This window comes from Gluconobacter sp. GP1 (assembly GCF_032913585.1).
GTDB lineage: Bacteria > Pseudomonadota > Alphaproteobacteria > Acetobacterales > Acetobacteraceae > Gluconobacter > Gluconobacter cerinus.
Genome location: NZ_JASGXC010000006.1, coordinates 82,125 through 101,596, shown reverse-complemented (window position 1 = coordinate 101,596; position 19,472 = coordinate 82,125). Strand labels below are relative to the sequence as shown.

Sequence of the window (19,472 nt, the reverse complement as noted above, 5' to 3'; positions counted from 1 at the left end):
TCCCCTCGTTACGTAGACTCAGTTCAATGAAATTTCGCCGTCCACCATATTGCGCGGCGGCATGTCTTTTTTCAGATTTACAACGTCCTCTCGGCTGACAGCGGGTGCGTTGTTTCCCCATGCATCACGGATAAACGTTGTGACATCTGCGATTTGCTGATCGCTGAGGCGATGCATGAAATCCGGCATCGTAAAGGCAGAAGGGGCTGTCTCGGTCTTCGGTAATGTTGCCCCACTTTGAATAATGTGAACGAGCGATGCCGGATTTTCTCCCATGACAACAGGGTTACCTGCAAGCGGCGGAAAGACAGCGGGATATCCCTTGCCGTCTGTTCTGTGGCAGGCTGCACAATTATCGATATAGACTTTGGCCCCTCGCGCGGAAATGTCTGCTCTACGCAGAGCATTGGTGGACGCTGGGTCATAGACCCAGTTTTTCTGCGTTTTGTCGTAAGGCTGGAGAGTGCGCAGATATTTGGCCATCGCAAGAAGATCTGCGGCAGAAAGATGCTGCGTGCCATGAACAATGGCAGACGTCATGGCACCAAAACTTTCTCCCTGCATGTTTCGTCCGGTTTTAAGAAACGCGACGATGTCCTCTTCGCTCCATCGACCTAAGCCAGTTCGGTTTTCCTGACGAAGCGAGGTTGGGACCCATCCATCGACTGCTACTCCGCCTGACAGAAAGGCCTCGCTATCGGCCGCTGTAAGCGCTTTTTCCTGCATTGCAAGGCCACGTGGCGAGTGACAGGCTCCACAATGTGCTGGACCTTCCACCAGATAAGCTCCGCGGGCTATCTGTGGATCTGTAAATGCCTGAAGCGTCTTGGCTTGAGCCTTGACTGGAGCAGGGGAGAACATCCAGCGCCAGAATGTCAGCGGCCAACGCATGGAAAGTGGCCAGCGAATACCATTTTCCGGTATTGCGACGGATGATGCCTCAACACCGTCGTGGAAATAAGTGTAGAGGGCGTGAACGTCATGATCTGTCAGGCGAGCATAGGATGGATAGGGCATTGCGGGATAAAGCGTTGCGCCATCTCGGCGGATGCCTTCTCGCAGGGCTTTCCCAAATTCGGCCTCTGAATATTTGCCGATCCCGTGCTCCATATCGGGGGTAATGTTCGTGGAATGAACGGTACCGATCGGAAGGGAAAACGATACTCCTCCAGAATATTCCGGTTTTCCACGGATTGAATGGCAGGCAGCGCAATCAGACGCGGCGGCAAGATAACGGCCTTCTTCGATCAGGGCAGATTTCTCATCATTGGCTGAGGCATCGTAACTGAAGAACAGGACGCTGCTGGTGAAGGCCAGAAAAGGAAAAAATTTCATGCCTTCACCAATGGACCAGGAGATTTCAGATAGGTTGTACGGATGTGGTAGGCCGCCCAATATGCCAGGGCCGCGACTGTGCCTGTGGGGTTATATCCCATCCCTTGCGGAAAAGCATTGGAGCCGATCACAAACACGTTCGAAACATCCCAGCTTTGAAGATAGCGGTTGAGCGCGCTTGTCTTGGAATCTGTCCCCATAACTGCGCCGCCGCCAAGATGAGTGGTCTGATAGTGGCGCGTGTCAAAGGGTTGGCCAGCGTTGAGATGAACAAGATTGGTCTTCGCGGCGCCCATGGCTTTTGCCAGTGGTTCAATCTTGCTGACAACGTACTGGTTCATGCGGATATCGTTATCCTTCCACGTGAAGGTCATGCGAAGCAATGGCAGGCCGTAAGCGTCTTTCCATGTCGGGTCCAGGTCTAGATAAACATCCCGGTAGGCCATGTTGCTTCCATGTGCATCCACCCCGATAGAGTGCTTATAACTGTCGATGAGCGCGCCTTTATACGCTGAGCCCCATCGTGGTGTGCCCCCGCCGCCTGTCCCGATGGCTGCGGCAATCGGCTTCATTCCGGCCTGATTGACCCACACCGGAGACCCTCCGATGAAGCCAAGCGGGCCATGATCAAAATTCATGCTGTTGAAGTCATCAAATGCGACACCAACGCCGCCTGCACCAATGAACTGGTTGGTATATTTGGACGGTGGAAGCCAGATGCGCGACGACGTAATGGTCTGGTAAACGAAGTTCCGCCCAACTGTGCCTGTGTTCTGAACAGGATCATACGGCTTTCCGATGCCCGAGAGGAGCATCAGATGGACGTTATGAAACTGAAACGCACTCAGAATGACGAGATCAGCGGAGAGGGAAACTTCTTTCTGCGTTTTCGTCTCCAGATACGTGACACCGGTTGCCTTGCTCTTGGTGCTGTCCAAGTCGACACGAAGAACGTGTGCATCGGAAATAAGAGTGAACCGAGGGTCCTGCCGGAGAGCAGGCAGAACGTTTACGTTCGGGGACGCTTTTGAGTAGAGGTAGCAATCATACCCGCTGCAATACCCGCAAAAATTGCAGGGCCCCATCTGGCAGCCATACGGGTTCGTATACTGGCGGGATGCATTGGCTGCGGGCAGGGAATAGGGATGATAGCCCACCTGGGATGCCGCACCCCGAAAGGTAGAGGCTGTGAAGGTGTCTTTCATGGCCGGGAGCGGAAAATTATCCGACCGGTCTCCATCAAAGATATTACCGTTTCCGACAATTTTGCCGTTGACCCGATAGGCTTCGCCAGATGTTCCAAAAACCTTTTCGGCCTTGTCGAAAAAAGGTTCCAGTTCCGCGTAGGTCACGCCGTAATCCTGAAGGTTCATACCCTCAGGAATGAACTTCTCGCCGTAACGCTCTACTACTGAACTACGAAGCCTGAGATCTTCTGGCGAGGCCCGAAAATGGACGCCTGACCAGTGAAGCCCTGCTCCCCCAACGCCTTCGCCTGGCAGGAATGCTGCTAACTGACGATAGGGCAGTGCAGTTTGATCAATGGTATTGCGGACCGTGACTGTCGTCTGGGAAAGATTCTGGAAGAGGCGTTTGCGAATTGCCCCTCGAAGTTCATCAATGGACTCCGGGTAAGCGCCTTCTACGGGCGTCGTACGCTCGGAGCCGCGTTCCAGCATGATGACCGACAGTCCGGCTTCGGTCAGTTCTTTCGCCATGATCGCACCAGCCCAGCCAGCTCCAACCACGATGGCATCTACGTGTTTTTTTGTCATGATTTAAGCCCCTCAGGCCGTTTCACCTGAGATGGAAACCGGACCAAACGGATAGACTGCGCCGTCCTGATTGACCCAGTCCATGAAATCGGCCCGAGCACCCGGGAAGCCCAGCATCAGCCACCCGCCCAGCCCTCTGTTGCCCCCATAAAGAGGATCAGAAAATACACCCTCAAGGGTGTTAGTTCGGAGTTGCTCGAAGAAAACCCGGCCAGGAATATCTCCCAACGAGACAGAGCCGCCCTCCAGTGCCGTCAGAATAGCGTCCTGCTCTGCCACAGGAAGATCCGGGAAGGATTTTCCATGTTGCTGGCGGGTATACGCGTCCAGTCCCTGAAGGCCTTTGCGATACAAATCGCGTGGCACAAACGGTAGCTGATAACCGAGATTAGCCGGGCCCTGTACGAAAGGGGCTGACATATACCAGTTGTCTCCCTGCGCGTAGGGCGTTTCCATCTGACGATCTATGAACTCTGCAACACCCAAGGCGCGCGCACCTGGTCCATGCTGATCCTGTGGAAAAAGCCGTTCCGTAGCGGATTCCAGCAGGCGGTACTCGTCAGGTGTGAAGAAGGAAGGGTGGTATGGCTGTTTGGATTCTTCAGCCAGGGCTTCAGCCCAGTGGGCATGGCCCCCAACCATCCAGAAGGATGTGGACCCAAGCAGGCCTTTGACAAAACTGCGGCGAAGAGGGCGGGTCACGGTCGGTTCCGTCGAAGGCACACTGTTCTCCAGCATAAGGGTAGGGTCATATTCGGAAAACAAACATATCCGGAATAAAAGATATCAGACCCCCATAGGACGGGTAGAGGTCGTAATGCCAGAGAACTTTCGATCATCATTTAGCGATGAGCGCTATTTACCCTGCTGAATCGCTGGCTTTCCCATTAGATGGAAGTTGCAGAACACCTGCAGGAGGAGATTTCTGCTTCGGTGCAGCATTTACAGGGGCTGTACTGTCATCCCCTGCGCCCGTCGGGAAAATTGCATCGGGAATGCTGGGCTGAACGGGGGCGGCAACGCTTGGCGTGTTTGTGACGGCGGCTGGAACATTCTGTGTGACAGGCGTTGCGAGAGCAGCTGATGCGCTACTGCCTGGTCCATCAAGAGCCTGTTGCTTCACGCCGCCATCAACCAGAGGATTCCCCACCGCATCTGTCATCCAGCTCATGAGTTTTTTACGGACCTGAAACTCAAGCTCAACATTCATGTCCTGCATCATCTGATTGGTCAGGGCATACAGAGAGGCGCGGGATGTAGCGCTTTTGGTGCCGGTGTCGAGCTTTCGGCTGATCCGTGCATGGATATATCCCGTATGCAGATTTCCCGCATCGGCAATATTCAGCTGCACATCCAGGGCGCCTGAGATCGCATTCTCGCCCTCTGAAGAAATGTAGGCCTGTTTAATGATGAATGCTGCCTGACCCTGCTGTCCACTGGCAACCAGTCGTTGGTTAGCCATTTGTTTCAGGGCCTGATCGGGGGGCGTAGGGGCTTTCGAACTCAGGGAGCCTGGGGCCGGAACAGCTTCATCCTGAATGTTGATTGTCGCCACATTCAGGTGCAACTGCGACAAATAGCTGTAGTCTGCGGGAGGGAATGTCTGCGCTGGCTCATCATCTGCACAACCCGCAAGACCAAGTGATAATCCCAGAGCGACTGCTCCGAACCAGTACCGTACACCCATCACGCTATTCCCCATGATCTTATTGGTCGTCGCGGCCCAATAGGCTCTTGAAACGCCCGAACAGCCCCTTCTTGTGCGGTGACTGTAATACCGGAGGCGGCTCCAACGGAAGTTCCGGCAAAAAAGACCGACGTTGAACAGGCTCTGATTCCCGAATTTCCGTCACTTCCGGACTGTTATCAGAAGGCTTTTCTGGCTCAGGATCAGTCGGTTTCACAACCGCCGCAGCCGGAGCCGCCTGAGGAACGCGGGGCGTCCGTAGCGAAGATGCCTGACCGACACCAAAATCTTCCGGAAGGAAAGGACGTGCAGCTCTGATGACATCGGCATGTCCGGAATGTCGTGCAAACCACTCTAAAATCCAGCCAGGAATCAGTGGTCCTGACGGGTCATCGCTAATCAGGAGTGGGCCTCTTGGATAGTAGAATGATGGACGGTTTCCCGGTGTTGCTTCGTTCCACACAAGGTAGAAAACTGAATTTTCCATTGCATCGTGGAAGCGATAAGCAGTTGCTGTGCCCAGCTTCATTTCAATCTGCGCTCGTACAGGCATTGCAGAAAAAGGAGAGGACACGACCAGAACGTCCGTTCCTCTGCGAGCTGAAAGAAGCGCTTTCATCCGCCCTTCAGCCACGGGCTTCCCATCAGGGCAGGTCAGGGCTTCGCCGCTGTCCGCATGTCCGGCAGCAATGAAAATTGCGTGGGGCGCGTGTCGTCCCAGCCAGAGGCCCGACAGCTCCCGAAAAGCGGTTGAAGGAAGGTCAGTTCTGAAAGAGGTGGCATCGTCCCGGATGTCACCACCGAGAACACCTTCTGCCAAGGGCCAGAATACCGGGTCCATGCCCGTCAGAAGGCGATCTTGCACATCTGGACGAAGCGCCATGACATGGCTGCCCTTGTAGGCTCCATCTTCAATCCACCAGCAAGCCTGTCGCCCGCTGTCCTCATCCTGAAAGAGAATAACTTCGAACTGGCCAACAATCGGGTGGCGCTCCAAAGTTATCCAACCTGGATAAAGCTGTTCGACGGGAAGGCCGTCGATCCTGATTCCGTCGAGCAGTGGAAGCGTCATGCAGGTTTTTCTCCAAGCTCATCACGGGTGAAACGGAAGCCGACGTTGCAGAACTCACAGTTCATCGTGATGGCACCGTTTTCCACCATGTGATCCAGATCGTCTTCGCCAAAACGCTCCAGAACTGAGGCAAGTCGTGCCCGGGAGCAGCGGCAGCCGTAAGCCAGAGCGCGTGGTGTGGCAATCTGAACGTCTAACGTCCCGAACAGGCGATGGATCAGATCACCACTTTCGAGCGTTTCGTCAAAAATTTCCTGGTCCCGCAATGTTTCGGCAAACGTGCAGGCCGTTTCCCAGGCATCCTCTGCCTGAGCGGCATTCTCGATGCCGCCTTCATCTGCGATCCGTTCCAGCACCAGAGCACTGGCGCTCCAGCCGTCAACCGTCTTGAGGCAGAACAGCCGGATCCAGCAGTCATGCTGTTCGCTGGTCTGAAAATAGTGGACGGCCATCTCAGAGAGGGTTTCACCCGTCAGCTCCACGATACCCTGATGGCGGTCCATATCCGCTCCCTGGTCGATCGTGAAAGCGAGGTAGCCGTGACCAAGCAACTCTTTTGGGGATGTCGGTAGCGCTGCAGGGTCAGCATCTTCCGCAAGCCGGGCCATAAAACGCAGATCGCCCGTGTCTGTGGCATCAGCCAGCAGCATAGAGACTGGGCCGTCTCCCTTGATCTGAAGGGAGAAAGATCCCTTGAATTTCAAGGCAGACGCCATGCCCGCAACCAATGCGAGAGCCTGACCACCCATGGTCAGGACAGCATCCGGAAGATCATGCCGTGACAGGATGGCGTCTGCCAGCGCTCCAAGTCGAATCAGGCGTCCGCGGACGGGAGACTGTGCCAGATGAAATGGCACAATCCCCCCTGAAACAACCATGTTCGGGACGTTGGGGCGTCCCCTGTCAAGGAATGGCGGTGTATCGATCACCCGTTCTCTCTTCCAAGAGCCCAGAGAAGCAGGCCCTTTTGCGTATGAAGGCGGTTTTCCGCCTCGTCAAAAACAACAGACGCCGGGCTTTCGAACACCTCGGCAGTCACTTCTTCCCCGATATGGGCAGGCAGGCAGTGAAGGAACAGGGCATCGGGTGCAGCTTTTGCCATAAGGGCTGCATCCACCTGATAAGGGCGGAACGCTTCAAGACGCTGTTCGCGGTCCTTGTCGCCCATGCTGACCCAGGTGTCCGTGAGGACGGCATCTGCACCGGAGACAGCCTCGGCAGGGTTCTGGAAGACCTCGATGGAGGCACCATTCTGGCGTGCCCAGGCAACAGCACGCTCACTGGGCGCGAAACCCTCAGGCGTTGCCAGACGAACATTGAATTTGAGCAGAGCTGCCGCTTCCATCAGGGAAGTGGCTACGTTGTTGCCGTCCCCAATCCACGCAAGCGTCTTTCCCGCAATCGGGCCACGATGCTCTTCAAATGTCAGCACGTCTGCCAGAATCTGAATAGGATGGGAGACCGGCGTCAGACCGTTAATGACCGGAACCGTGCTCCACTTTGCCAGTTCGCGCAGGTTCTCGTCCGTGCCCGTTCGCAGAACAATTACGTCCAGAAAGCGCGACAGAACGCGCGCCGTGTCTGCAATGGTTTCCCCGCGGCCAAGCTGCATATCGCCCGGCGACAGGACAGACACCTGGCCACCCAACTGCCCCATACCCACTTCGAATGAAACACGTGTACGGGTGGAAGGCTGTGCCAGCATCAGTCCGAGCGTACGCCCTTCAAGAGGACGGTCCGGATGTAGCGGATTTTTACGATTATTCTGGAGTGCCTTGATGCGGGCCGACAGATCAATGATCTGTCGGATTACGTCGCTGCTGAAATCGCGAATATCAAGAAAATGCCGTGGCATCTGCTGGTCCGTTCCTGCTGTCCGGGGGGCAATTGCCAGACTCACGACACGTTCTCCTGTTCTTTCTTATGGGCTGCTACATATGCTTCGGCAGCTTCGATCAATTTCTTGCAGGCTTCCTGGCAGTCTTCTTCCGTCACGATCAACGGAGGCACCAGACGCAGCACATTATCGCCCGCACCAACGGTCAGAAGCCCTGCGGCCGTTACGAGTGGCATCACCTCTCCAACAGGCGGAACGCAGTGCAGACCACGCATCAGACCCATGCCGCGGACATCGTCAAAAACGCCTGGTGAACGCTTCACGACATCCCGCAGCATGCCGTCGAAGGCCTCTCCAACCGCGCAGACATGCGCCAGAAAGCCGGGGCTGAGAACTTCTTCCAGAACTGTCGTTCCTGCGGCACAAGCCAAGGGATTGCCGCCAAACGTCGTTCCGTGAGAACCGGGTGTCAGATGTTTGGCCAGCTCTTCCGTTGCGAGAACAGCCCCGAGCGGGAAGCCGCCACCAATGCCTTTGGCAATGGAAATGACGTCCGGCTTGATGCCATACCACTCATGTGCAAACAGCTTTCCTGTTCGGCCAACACCGGTCTGGACTTCGTCGAAGCCAAGATAGATGCCGTGCTCGTCACAGACTGCGCGCAAGGCCTTCATGAAGACTTCGGACGCTGGCTTGATGCCGCTTTCACCCTGGATGGGCTCCACGATAATACCGGCAGTTTCCGGCGTAATAGCTGCGCGCAGGGTATTGGTATTGTTGAACGGCGCATGATCGAACCCTTCAACAACAGGCCCAAACCCCTTTTGGTAGGCAGGATTTCCGGTCGCAGAAATCATGGCCAATGTCCGACCGTGAAACGCGCCATCAAAGCAAAGAATGCGCGTACGCTCGGGATGGCCGTTCTCGAACTGCGCCCGACGGATCATCTTCACCATGCCCTCATTCGCTTCAGCGCCCGAGTTGCAGAACAGCACAGAATCCGCGAATGAGTTCTTCACCAGAAGATCCGCCAGCTTTTCAGCCTGCGGAATACGGTAGAGGTTCGAGACGTGCATGACCTTCGCGGCCTGATCCGCAATGGTCTTCACCAGCTTCGGGTGGCCGTGGCCCAGCGAAGAGACGGCAATACCAGCCCCGAAATCCAGATATCGTCGCCCGTCCGATGCCGTCAGCCAGACGCCTTCGCCCTGCTCGAAAGCAAGGTCGGCACGTTTGTAATTGGGCATGAGGGAGGAGATCATGATGATCGTCGATCCTGGATCAGGGTGAATGAAAGCTGCAGAATCGGAAAACCCTGCCCCGGTCGCCCGGGGCAGGGCCAAAGATTCCGCAGACACATACTGTGCGGCAGAAATACGATCCGTCAAACCCCTTGCGGGGAAAGAACGGTTGTCAGGCGCGCCTGTAAATCAGATCCCGCGCCAGCCAGCATCCGACCTTCACCGTGTTGACGCCTGAAGAATCCCGCTCGAACAGCAGCGTCCAGTCGCCCGGCGCCGTATGATCGAGCGCCCGAGGGCACGGCAAAACCCAGACGTCCCGTGCAAGCCTCTGAAGCGGTTCCATCCGGCCGTTGCCCAGAAAGCCTGAGAAACCGCCATAGACCACGCCACCTGCCAGTTCGATGGTGACTTCCGCCTCATCCAGCTCCTCACAGCGATAGACGCCTTCAAGTGCTTCGATGTCTTCACCGGCAGTTTCGTCACAGGCGGTGAGAATGCCCACGCGGTTTTCACCCGGCCGCTCCATCCGGATTTCGTCTCCCTGACGAACAATCTGGACGCCCGGTGTTTCAGCCCGCGAGGCGGAAACACCTTCCAGCATTTCCGGTACCATCAGATATCGAAGCTTGGCTCCGCCGGGAGCGGGCTCGATTCGCGCGGATAGCCCGGTCTCTCGCTCAATGAAGGTGCCGTACAATTCATGAGGCGGCTGTGTCGTCCGATCCGGCTCATAGGGAACACCCAGTGCTGCTGCCAGGATCTGTCCCGCTGCAACCTGTGCAGGCGACATATGATTGAACATCACCACAATAGACAGGCGCTCAGATGCGACGTGCAGTCTGTGGGACCGCCAGCCTCTTAGGGCGCCGCCATGCATCGTCACATCACGCCCGAAAAGTGATGTCCGTTGCAGTCCAAATCCGTAAGGGGCTGCTTCACTATCGCGGAAGGTCACCGGCGTTGTCAGACGGTTGTAAAGCCCGTCAGGATCATCGCGCGTCTCATCAATGAAGCGCTCCCAGGCAATCATGTCATCCAGCGAGGCGCCCAGACCTGCATCCCCGGTCCACCAGATGTTATTGACAGCCGGGCGGAAGCCGCTCTCCACGGTTCCTTCATATCCAACAGTCCCGTCCGGCATGGCGCGTGTTTCGGCGGCTAGAATAGCCCGTTCCATGCCCACGGGATTGAAAATGGACGTCTGAAGAAGTTCAGCAAAATTCCGCCCTGTTCTGTCTTCCAGAATGTCAGACAGCAGGCGGAAATTCTGGTTCACATAGGAGTAAGACGTACCGGGCTGGAACTGGAGTGTACGCGTGCCATCAATAACGCGACGTCCTTCCCGATCCCCGAAAAATCCTTCGACCGGTGCGCCATGCAACATCGCCACAGCCCAGTAGTCACGCAGGCCTGACTGGTTGTGTGCAAGGTGAAGCGCGCCTGGCGCCGGCTCATCCAGTTGCGGCAACCGGTCGTCCACATCTCCATCAAGTTCCGACGGGTCCTGGAAAAGATCCAGCAATACGCCGCAGGTGAACTGCTTCGTGATGGAGCACATGCGGAACAGGGAAGACGGGGTGAACGGCAGGCGCCGCTCCGCATTGGCGTAGCCCCATGTGTGACGGACAAGAACCTCGCCATCTTTCACGACAGCCACAGCCCCACCGGGGCCAGGAAAACGGACAGGAAGGGCGGAGACAGCCGCCTCGAGGCGGGCTGAAAGAGAGTCGCTCATGGGTCGAATGATGACCCTATCCGATCTTGCCGTAAATGCCCTCTTCGCAGCATACTCATCCACTATGGAGGACATACCAACAGCACCTGATTTCAAGGCACTGCGCGAAATGGCCCTGGCCCACGTGGCTCGCTTTGCCACAACCGAGCATAGTCTGCGCCAGACGCTGGAACGTCGTCTTCGGCGCTGGGGCACGCGTGCCGTGCATGCCGGGCTGCCTGAAGAAGATGCCGAAGCCACAATCAGAACTCTTCGACCAGCCGTGGAAGACGTCATTGTCGCCATGACAGAACTCGGAGCCGTCAATGATGCCGGATTCGCCCGTTCCCGCGCTCTGAACCTGACCCGGACCGGACGGTCTCGCCGGGCTGTCGCCGCACATCTGGCCACGAAGGGCGTTGATCAGACGACCACGCAGGAAGCGCTCAACGAATCGCTGGGTGAAAGATCAGACGAAACGGCGCGGGAGGCGGAACTGGCGGCGGCGCTCGTCCTGGCGCGCAAACGTCGCGTCGGTCCTTTCTGCCGCCCGGACCGTCCGCAAGAGGATCCGGTTCGCGTTATGGGAATCTTTGCGCGCAATGGTTTTTCCAGGGATGTCGTGCAGACAGCTTTGGAAATGGACACTGAAGAAGCAGAAGACCGCATCATTGCCTTCCGGAGCCGCCCATGAAAAAACTGGCACTCTGCCTGCTGCTGTCACTCACAGCCTGTGGCGGTAGCCGCGAATACAGTCGTGCCAGTTTCAATGGGCCACTCCAGTGCGCGCCTTATGCCCGCTCCCGAACAGGTCTTCAGTTGCGGGGAGATGCTGCTTCATGGTGGCGCCAGTCTGCGGGGCATTATGCCAGAAGCCATGCCCCCATCGCAGGCTCTGTTCTGGTCTTTCGGGCAACGTCCCGCGTACCGAGCGGACACGTTTCCATCGTGCGCAGACAGATTTCTTCAAACACGATCCTCGTAGATCATGCTAACTGGGAACCGGGACGCATTGACCGCAATGTTCCCATCACGGATGTTTCACCCCGTCATGACTGGACACTCGTCCGGGTCTGGTGGGCACCCATTCACGGCCTGGGGCGCCGAGCCTATCCAACCTATGGCTTCGTTTCGGCCTCCGGTCCGGATGATGCGTCCTGAGCGAACGCTTGCACAAACGCCCAAGCCTTGCCACATGAAGGTGTAGCCTTGGCTTTTCGGAGTAATACATTATGGGCAGCATGAGCCCCGTTCACTGGCTGATCCTGGCGGTCGTCCTGCTCGTCGTGTTTGGCGGCGGTGGAAAAATCAGCGGCCTGATGGGAGACTTCGCGAAGGGCATCAAGTCCTTCAAGAAGAACATGGGCGAAGACGAGAACATGACGCCGCCTGAAGCCAATCAGGCGCCGGGTCATATCTCGGCCCCCAATCAGTCGCCCGGTTACAGCCAGACGACCACCAACAGCGACACGCACCGCACGCAGGTCTGATGTTGAATACGACGTCTGATACGGCATGGACCGAGGGCGCCGGGCAAATCGTCCGGGCGGGCCAGCGGATGGATCAGCGCGGCTGGGTTCCAGCGACAGCTGGCAACCTGTCCGTACGTCTGGCAGATGGCCGCATCGCCATCACGCGGTCAGGAGGGCACAAAGGCTTCCTGACAGAGCAGGACGTGATCCAGATCACCCCTGAAGGCGTACCGCTGGACCCGACGAAGCGTGCCAGTGCAGAAACCCTGTTGCATACCCAGCTCTATGCGCATGATCCGTCGATCGGGGCTGTACTGCACGGTCACTCTGTTGCGGCCACCATCCTGTCCATGGATGAACCAACAGACGCGATCACCCTCGCGGGCTATGAAGTGCTGAAGGTTTTCGAAGGCCAGTCAACGCACGACACCAGTCTGGACTTGCCGCTGTTTCACAACGATCAGGATATCGCCCGTCTCTCGACAGTTGTCGCTCCGAAACTGTCGGACATGCGTCTGGGTTACCTGATCCGCGGTCATGGCGTTTATGTCTGGGGTAAGGACATGTTCACAGCATTGGCGCGGCTTGAAGGGCTTGAATTCCTGCTTGCCTGCCATCTCGCCCGTCTCCAGAAGGCACGCTGAACCATGAGCAGACTGACTGTTTATCGGGACGACAGCCCCGAAACGATCCTTCTCGACGTCACCACCCCCGGGGAAATCGCCGAGACCCTGCGTCCGCATAACATCCGTTTTGAACGCTGGACGCCGCCTGTCACGCCTGCAAAAGACGCGACTACGGACGAAATTCTGGACGCGTATCGCCCCTATCTCGACACCCTGATGGGTGAAACGGGCGCGGGAAGTGCAGACGTGGTGCGCATCAATGCGTCCACGCCCAATCTGCCCGAGTTGCGCAAGAAGTTCCTCTCGGAGCATACGCACAGCGAAGATGAAGTTCGGTTCTTTGTGCACGGTCAGGGCGCTTTCGTCCTGCACATTCACGGCCGGATTTATTCGGTTCTCTGCACGGCCGGAGACCTGATTTCTGTGCCTGAAGGCATTCCGCACTGGTTTGATGCTGGTCCGTCCCCGGATGTGGTCGCTCTGCGCGTCTTTACCGACACAACCGGGTGGATCGCACAATATACAGGCGATGACATCGCCGAGCGTTTCCCCGCAGACGTCTCCATTTCCTCCTGAAAGTCCGACATGATCCGTCTCGTCCTGCTTGATATCGAAGGCACGACCCTGCCGATCTCTTTCGTTCGGGACATCATGTTCCCTTATGCGGCCAAGGCCCTTCCGGCTTTGATCGAAGACCACACAAACTCGGAGGTTGTGGCCGCACGAGCAGATATTGCCATCTCCCATCCTGGAGAAGATCCGTTGAAGGTCTGTCAGGACTGGATGGCCAGGGACGAGAAAGCGGCTCCCCTCAAAACACTTCAGGGCATCACCTGGCGGCAGGGTTTTGAAGATGGCACGCTCCGTGCAGATCTTTACAAAGACGTTCCACCAGCCCTAAAGGCTTGGTTTGAGGGCGGCTTGCGTCTCGCGGTGTACTCCTCCGGCTCCATTCCATCCCAGAAGCTTCTGTATGGCTATACGGAGCAGGGTGACCTGACGTCCCTGTTCGACGGCTTTTTCGACCTTTCTACAGGTGGGAAGAAAGACGCAGCGTCATACACAAAAATTGCGGCAGCCTGCGGCCTGAAGCCGGAAGATATTCTCTTCCTTTCTGACATCGGAGCAGAACTGGATGCTGCGTTGGAAGCTGGGCTTCAGGTGTGTCAGCTCGTGCGGCCACAGGATCAGACAGTGCCGCATAAAGACGTACCGCACGCGACAGATCTGAATGACGTTACCCAGAAGTTCAGTCTCCCCGTATGACCCTGCACACTGATTGGCGGGATATCCCGAAGGACGCCCTTGGTACAGTTGCCGCTCTAGGGAATTTTGACGGCGTTCATCGCGGGCATGTGCACCTTCTGAATAGCCTCCGTGCCGCACGTCCAGACCATCCGCTGTCCGTCGTAACGTTCGATCCGCATCCCAGAGAGCTGTTTCGCCCTCAGGACCCGTCGTGTCGGCTCATGCTCCCGGATGTTCGCGCCAAGGCTCTGGAAGAGCAGGGTGTGTCGCACGTTTTCCAGATTCCTTTCGACGAAGAGTTTTCACGGTTAAGCGCTGAATCCTTCGTTCAGGATGTTCTTTTGCGGTCTCTGGGTGTTCGTCACGTCGCCTGTGGCGCAGATTTTGCCTTCGGTCACCGCAGAACCGGAAACACTGACGATCTGGAAGCGCTTCTGGCGCCAAAGGGTGTCGGGCTGACGATTGTGCCGCAGTTAGTGGACGAGGGCGGCCCTATCTCATCCAGCCGCATTCGCCGTCTCCTTCAGGAAGGATATCCTGAACGGGCAGCCTTGGAACTGGGCCGGCCATGGTCGATCGTCGGGCCGGTTATCCACGGAGATCAGCGGGGGCGGCTTCTGGGCTTTCCCACAGCGAATATTCCCCTTCGTCAGCATCTTGAACCCGCCCGCGGAGTTTATGCCGTTCAGGTGACGCTACCAGATGGGCGTGTCATCCCCGGAGTGGCAAATATTGGCCGACGCCCGACGATCAACGACGGGCAGGAAAGCCGTCTTGAGGTTCATCTTTTTGATTTTTCGGAAGACCTTTACGGGAAGACCCTGAGTGTTGCTCTGATTGCTCTGCTGCGAGATGAAAAGCGCTTCTCGGGGCTCGAGGAGCTCAAGGCCCAGATTGCTCAGGACGCCGAACAGGCGCGTGGTCTTCTAGAGATTTAAAATCCGCCGTCATTTTTGATGAGCCTTCCAGCAGGCTGTTCCGTGAGGAACAGCCTGTTTTTTATGCCCACATCCCTAGGAGGGTCTCTGTGTTAATTATATCACTGAATGTCTAATTTATGACGAAAGATGTAAAATTCTCGCTTTCCTATATTGAGAATCATTCTCATTGTCGCTTTAAGAGCAATCGCTTTTATCCTTTTGCAGGATCGTGATGCGATGCACCCGAAACATTCCATCCGGCCCCTTGGGCCACTTTCTCTTGCCGCTGGTCTGACATTGGTGGGCACGGCCGCCCATGCCCAGTCCACCTCGCACCATCACAAAACGCGCCATTCACAAGGGCGGCGCAACGCAACATCTGTTCCCAAGGAAACACCGAAAACTACGGCTCTAACGCCTCATTCTGATGTTCAGCAGGCCAGTAGTGTGGAGGCTAGCGCCGCAGAGGCCGAGCATCTGCATGTCGTCGGTTCGCCGATGAACATTCTGCAGACGCCGATGGGGATCAGCCGCCTCCCGGATGATGTTCTGCACACGCCGCAGACCATCAACGTTGTGCCGAAAGTTCTGATGGAGCAGCAGAACGTCAAATCCCTTGATGAGGCTTTGCGCAATGTTCCGGGTGTCACCGCGTCTGTCGGAGAGGGCGAGGGGGGAATGGCGGGAGATCAGTTTCTGATCCGCGGCTTCTCGGCCAGTAACGACATTTACGAAAATGGTCTGCGTGACTTCGGCGTCTATACCCGAGACAGCTTTGATTACGACCACATCACGGTCATCAAAGGACCATCGTCGGAAGTCTTCGGGAACGGGACGACGGGCGGAGCGATCAACATTACCACGAAGGTTGCCCACCTCGGGGACAGCTATAGCGGCAGTTTCTCAGGTGGCTCCGCTGACTACTATCGCGGCACCCTCGATTTCAACAAGCAGATCGGTGAATCAACGGCCATCCGCATCACGGGTATGGGGAACGAGAACAACACGGTTGGCCGGAATGACGTCTATTCGCACCGCTGGGGTATCGCGCCATCCATCGCCTTTGGCCTGGGCAAGCGTACAACGCTTACTCTCGAATATCTGCACCAGACCAGCAACAACGTTCCGGATTATGGGGTGCCTGTCATTACCAAGCCGGGAACAAAGGTTGCTGTCCCCATCACGGAATACGGGCTCAACCGCAACAACTGGTATGGCACGACCTATGACCAGGACGCCTCCAGTGTGGATATGCTGACGGCCCGACTGAAGTTCGACCTGAACAAGAACATCACGTTCTATAACGACCTTCGCGGCGGCAAATACAGCCGTTATTTCTCAGCCTCCCAGCCCGGCTGTGACACAACCTGCGCGACCGATTTCTTCACCAATCCGTCTGCTGCGGTTGTTGACAGACGTGGCCATCTGGGTGGTCCAGAGCCCTACCAGCAGAATGACTGGTCGGTGCAGGATGTGTTCTCCGGCGTTGCGAAATTTTCGACTGGCAGCATCCGTCACCAGATTATTGCAGGTGTGGATATCGAACACGTTTATGACCGCCGCACAAACTACGCGTACAACTTCAACGGCCAGAACGGTACAAAGGCCGATACCACAAGCCTTCTCAACCCTTCTGCCACGCAGCCGGGCCTATTGTTGGGGTCTGCCAGTCAATACAGCTACGATCTGGTCAATGTGTCCGGGGTCGGCCAACCGCGTTACAAGACAGGCGATGCGACTGATGTTGGGGCGTTCTTCTCCGAACAGTTCTGGCTGACGTCATGGTTCTCGGTCCGCGGTGGCTTTCGCTGGGATCATTGGGACAGTCACTATGCGGCGAACGGTGGGGAGGCCGGAGCAGGCGTCTCTTATGGGCAGACACAGGATACGTTCAATCCCAGTGTCAGCCTCATGTACACGCCAAACAGTAATCTGATGGTCTATTTCAACTGGGCCCAGTCCACGACGCCGCTTGGACTGTATGTGACCAACGGAACCGAACCCCTGAAATCCTCAACGGAAGGATTTAGCCCGGAACGCAGCAGCTTGTACGAGCTCGGCGCCAAATATAACGCCTTCCACGGTCGTATGGGCTTCACGGCGTCTGTTTTCAGGCTGGAGAAGGGCAACGCCATGCAGACCGATGCGTCTACCGGTGATGTCACGTCATCCAGCGACAGGCAGCGCAATCAGGGCGTCGAACTCAGTGTGTCCGGTGAGATCCTGAAGAACTGGACCATGATCGGCACCTACGCTTACTACGACGCAACCACAGTCAGCTCCCTGACGGCAGCAGATGTTGGCAAGCGTATTCAGTATGCGCCGAAAAATTCTGCAACCCTCTGGTCCACCTACACCATCGCTCCCAATCGTCCCTGGAACCTGACGTTTGGTGGCGGGCTGACATGGCGCGACGGGGTTTGGCTCAATGCTGCCAATACGGCGCGTGTCCCTGCCACCATGGAATGGGATGCCGTGATTTCCCATAACTTCGGAAAGCACTGGCGGATCGCCATGAATGGCTACAACCTCGATAACCGCCTGAACTACAGCAATCTGTTCTCTGACCGCGCAACACCTGCGGTTGGTCGCTCCTTCCTGGCCAACATTTCGGCCAATTATTGAGCCTCATGTCAGGCCGGATTATTCCGGCCTGATTTTTGCGTTCTCGGTGGAGAGTGGTACGCCCATTTCTTTCAGACGGTCCTGAACCCGTGTTTCCAGAGCTGGGTCTCTTTTGTTTCCCAGAAGAGCCAGCTTCTTGTTCATCGCCAGAAGAATGTCAGACGTGGCATCCACAACAGCCTTGCGCCACCAGCCCAGCGCTTCGTCAATCTGGCCAGCATCCACCAGCGCCGTCGCATAGTTGTGCTGCCCCCGGTAATCTCCGCCTTCTGCTGACTTCCGGTACCAGTCCAAGGCTGCCGCGCGGTCTTGGGGCACAACCCAGCCTTCTTCCAGAAAACGCGCATACAGGTTCATGGATTTGGCATGGCCGTTATGTGCCGCTGTTCGAAACAGATTGAGCGCCTTTGGCAGATCCTGGGGCTGCCCTATGCCCCGCATGGTCAGAATGCCCAGATTATAGCGACCCCATTCGTCTCCAGCGTCAGCTGCTGTTGCATAACACAGGGCGGCTTCCTGAAGGTCTTGTTCGCATCCCCAGCCGAATTGAAAGCACCGGCCCCTCATATTGTGCCCCGGCCCGAACCCAGCCTTTGCGGCAATAGTAAACCATTCCAGTGCTCCGACAGGGTCCTTGGGAACATAAATGCTCTCCAGCAGGATCTGCCCCCACTGGACGATTCCCAGATGATGCCCTTTCAGGGCTTTCTCACGGATGATCTCGATATGAGACGGCAGCGGGGGGGCTGCCTCACGTTCGGGTGGGCGGGAAAAAATTTTCCTGAAAACGCGCTTCATGCCGGGGTCACCATCCGCCCTGTCCAAATGCAGAAAATACTGCCGCCGGACTGTAGCTTCCCGGGTCGTTCAGGCAAAGCGCCTGCTGTTTATAGCGACGTTTTTGCCGAAGGCGCAGGTACGATCTGCTGAACGTCGAAACCGTCCTTTTTCAGGAGCGCAGGAAGTCCTTCTGGGCCCGCCATGTGTAAAGACCCAACCGCCACGAACAGGGACTTTCCAGAATCATGGAGGGTTAGGATTTTCTGGGCCATCGCTGCATTTCGCTCATCAATCATGCGGAGCGTCTGGCGTTTCTCATCTGGTGTCCGCTCGCATTTGCACCATTGTTTGTACTGGTTCAGTCGCGTCAGATCGCTGCGCCCCCACATCGCAATCAACTGATCTTCATCCTTCCGCGCTTCCCCCGAGGAAATCTGCTTGATGGTTTCATCAATGAAGGCGTTTTCTTCGGACAGTCTCGGGGAGATCAGGAGGTTACGCTGTGTCTGAACATCTTCGAGCGCGATAACTTCCTTTTTCAGGCTGCCCGCCATTCCTTGAAGGACAAAGTCGACGGCATAATCGGGATAATAGCCATCCGCGCGCGCAGCTGACGCGCTAAGCCCGGCCGCTTCAAGGCCGATTGCCGTAGTGGCAAAGCCTGCCGTGGGAATACAGAGTTCATCTGCCAGGGCATCGAGTTTTTTCTTCCGCCCGGAAGCAATCAGCTTTTCACGGTTAGCTGGTTCTTCGGGTTTGCGAAGGGCTGCCAGTGTCTGGGGATCCTGCAGATTCAGTTCAAGCGCAACAGCCTGGCTTTGCAGGATGGCGGACCGTATGAGCGGCCCAGGCATCAACCATTCTTCGCGAGAGGCATGAACAGTGCCGTACAGCCAAGACGTATGACCATCTTTCGTGACTTTCCACAGAAAACCGCGGTCCTGGGATGTCATCAGAAGATGAGGCAGATCAGATTTGGACGGAACAGCTGCCGGCGCCGGACACCGAGGGGCCTGTGCTACCGCGAGAGAAGGAGCAATCGCCAGGATCGCAGCCAGCCAGAATGTCTTCATGAAAATGCCCCCGTACAGATCTTCTGCCAAAACAGATCATGCTTCTGCCCCTGAAACAATCCAT

General features: G+C 56.6%; 19 protein-coding genes. 8 read left to right on the top strand and 11 right to left on the bottom strand.

All coding sequences use genetic code 11. The features are described from left to right. Positions 1-18 precede the first annotated feature (18 nt). The 9 genes from R5H23_RS13670 to R5H23_RS13630 all read right to left on the bottom strand — a co-directional run bounded on the left by R5H23_RS13670 (position 19) and on the right by R5H23_RS13630 (position 10,685). Complete coding sequence (locus R5H23_RS13670) at positions 19-1,335, bottom strand: cytochrome c (protein WP_317215772.1); 1,317 nt, start codon at positions 1,333-1,335, stop codon at positions 19-21. Beyond that, on the bottom strand, positions 1,332-3,110 hold the full coding sequence (locus R5H23_RS13665) for a GMC family oxidoreductase (protein WP_317215770.1): 1,779 nt from the start codon (positions 3,108-3,110) through the stop codon (positions 1,332-1,334). The genes R5H23_RS13670 and R5H23_RS13665 overlap by 4 nt, the downstream gene beginning before the upstream one ends. Positions 3,111-3,122: 12 nt before the next feature. After that, positions 3,123-3,848 (bottom strand): gluconate 2-dehydrogenase subunit 3 family protein, encoded by a 726-nt coding sequence (locus R5H23_RS13660; RefSeq protein ID WP_317215769.1) that lies wholly within the window; start codon positions 3,846-3,848, stop codon positions 3,123-3,125. Between the two features lie 121 nt (positions 3,849-3,969). Further along, complete coding sequence (locus R5H23_RS13655) at positions 3,970-4,797, bottom strand: hypothetical protein (protein ID WP_317215768.1); 828 nt, start codon at positions 4,795-4,797, stop codon at positions 3,970-3,972. A 19-nt stretch (positions 4,798-4,816) separates the two neighbouring features. Beyond that, the gene (locus R5H23_RS13650) at positions 4,817-5,869 is read right to left on the bottom strand and encodes a hypothetical protein (protein ID WP_317215767.1); all 1,053 of its coding nucleotides are present in this window, start codon (positions 5,867-5,869) and stop codon (positions 4,817-4,819) included. Further along, on the bottom strand, positions 5,866-6,747 hold the full coding sequence (locus R5H23_RS13645; RefSeq protein WP_317215798.1) for an Hsp33 family molecular chaperone HslO: 882 nt from the start codon (positions 6,745-6,747) through the stop codon (positions 5,866-5,868). Before R5H23_RS13645 ends, R5H23_RS13650 begins: the two co-directional genes overlap by 4 nt. Before the next feature lie 47 nt (positions 6,748-6,794). Beyond that, positions 6,795-7,724: an ornithine carbamoyltransferase gene (gene argF, locus R5H23_RS13640; protein ID WP_198942041.1), complete on the bottom strand. Its 930-nt coding sequence runs from the start codon at positions 7,722-7,724 to the stop codon at positions 6,795-6,797. Between the two features lie 41 nt (positions 7,725-7,765). After that, positions 7,766-8,968, bottom strand: coding sequence for an aspartate aminotransferase family protein (locus R5H23_RS13635; RefSeq protein ID WP_086633147.1), 1,203 nt, complete (start codon positions 8,966-8,968; stop codon positions 7,766-7,768). Positions 8,969-9,119: 151 nt separating this feature from the next. Continuing rightward, a complete protein-coding gene (locus tag R5H23_RS13630) occupies positions 9,120-10,685 on the bottom strand; it encodes a D-aminopeptidase (protein ID WP_317215765.1) in 1,566 nt (521 codons plus the stop codon). Positions 10,686-10,749: 64 nt separating this feature from the next. Between R5H23_RS13630 and R5H23_RS13625 the strand changes: the two genes are divergently transcribed. From R5H23_RS13625 to R5H23_RS13590, 8 genes are all read left to right on the top strand, one after another. After that, complete coding sequence (locus tag R5H23_RS13625; RefSeq protein ID WP_046900930.1) at positions 10,750-11,358, top strand: regulatory protein RecX; 609 nt, start codon at positions 10,750-10,752, stop codon at positions 11,356-11,358. Next, positions 11,355-11,825: a CHAP domain-containing protein gene (locus R5H23_RS13620; protein WP_046900274.1), complete on the top strand. Its 471-nt coding sequence runs from the start codon at positions 11,355-11,357 to the stop codon at positions 11,823-11,825. Before R5H23_RS13625 ends, R5H23_RS13620 begins: the two co-directional genes overlap by 4 nt. A gap of 71 nt (positions 11,826-11,896) precedes the next feature. Beyond that, positions 11,897-12,154, top strand: a complete 258-nt coding sequence (locus R5H23_RS13615; RefSeq protein ID WP_046900273.1) for a twin-arginine translocase TatA/TatE family subunit — start codon at positions 11,897-11,899, stop codon at positions 12,152-12,154. Then, positions 12,154-12,780 (top strand): methylthioribulose 1-phosphate dehydratase, encoded by a 627-nt coding sequence (locus R5H23_RS13610; protein ID WP_317215763.1) that lies wholly within the window; start codon positions 12,154-12,156, stop codon positions 12,778-12,780. The genes R5H23_RS13615 and R5H23_RS13610 overlap by 1 nt, the downstream gene beginning before the upstream one ends. A 3-nt stretch (positions 12,781-12,783) precedes the next feature. Beyond that, positions 12,784-13,338 carry an acireductone dioxygenase gene (locus tag R5H23_RS13605; protein ID WP_046900271.1) on the top strand — a complete coding sequence of 185 codons (555 nt, stop codon included), beginning with the start codon at positions 12,784-12,786 and terminating at the stop codon, positions 13,336-13,338. 9 nt (positions 13,339-13,347) lie between these two features. Further along, the gene (mtnC, locus tag R5H23_RS13600; RefSeq protein ID WP_317215762.1) at positions 13,348-14,028 is read left to right on the top strand and encodes an acireductone synthase; all 681 of its coding nucleotides are present in this window, start codon (positions 13,348-13,350) and stop codon (positions 14,026-14,028) included. After that, complete coding sequence (locus tag R5H23_RS13595) at positions 14,025-14,948, top strand: bifunctional riboflavin kinase/FAD synthetase (protein ID WP_317215761.1); 924 nt, start codon at positions 14,025-14,027, stop codon at positions 14,946-14,948. Before mtnC ends, R5H23_RS13595 begins: the two co-directional genes overlap by 4 nt. Before the next feature lie 219 nt (positions 14,949-15,167). Continuing rightward, positions 15,168-17,555 (top strand): TonB-dependent receptor domain-containing protein, encoded by a 2,388-nt coding sequence (locus R5H23_RS13590; protein WP_317215760.1) that lies wholly within the window; start codon positions 15,168-15,170, stop codon positions 17,553-17,555. A gap of 18 nt (positions 17,556-17,573) precedes the next feature. On the opposite strand, the gene R5H23_RS13585 is transcribed toward R5H23_RS13590, so the two are convergent. Beyond that, entirely contained in the window at positions 17,574-18,353 is a 780-nt protein-coding gene (locus tag R5H23_RS13585) for a tetratricopeptide repeat protein (RefSeq protein WP_317215759.1), read from the bottom strand. Between the two features lie 89 nt (positions 18,354-18,442). Beyond that, complete coding sequence (locus R5H23_RS13580; protein ID WP_317215757.1) at positions 18,443-19,408, bottom strand: TraB/GumN family protein; 966 nt, start codon at positions 19,406-19,408, stop codon at positions 18,443-18,445. Between the last annotated feature and the right edge of the window lie 64 nt (positions 19,409-19,472).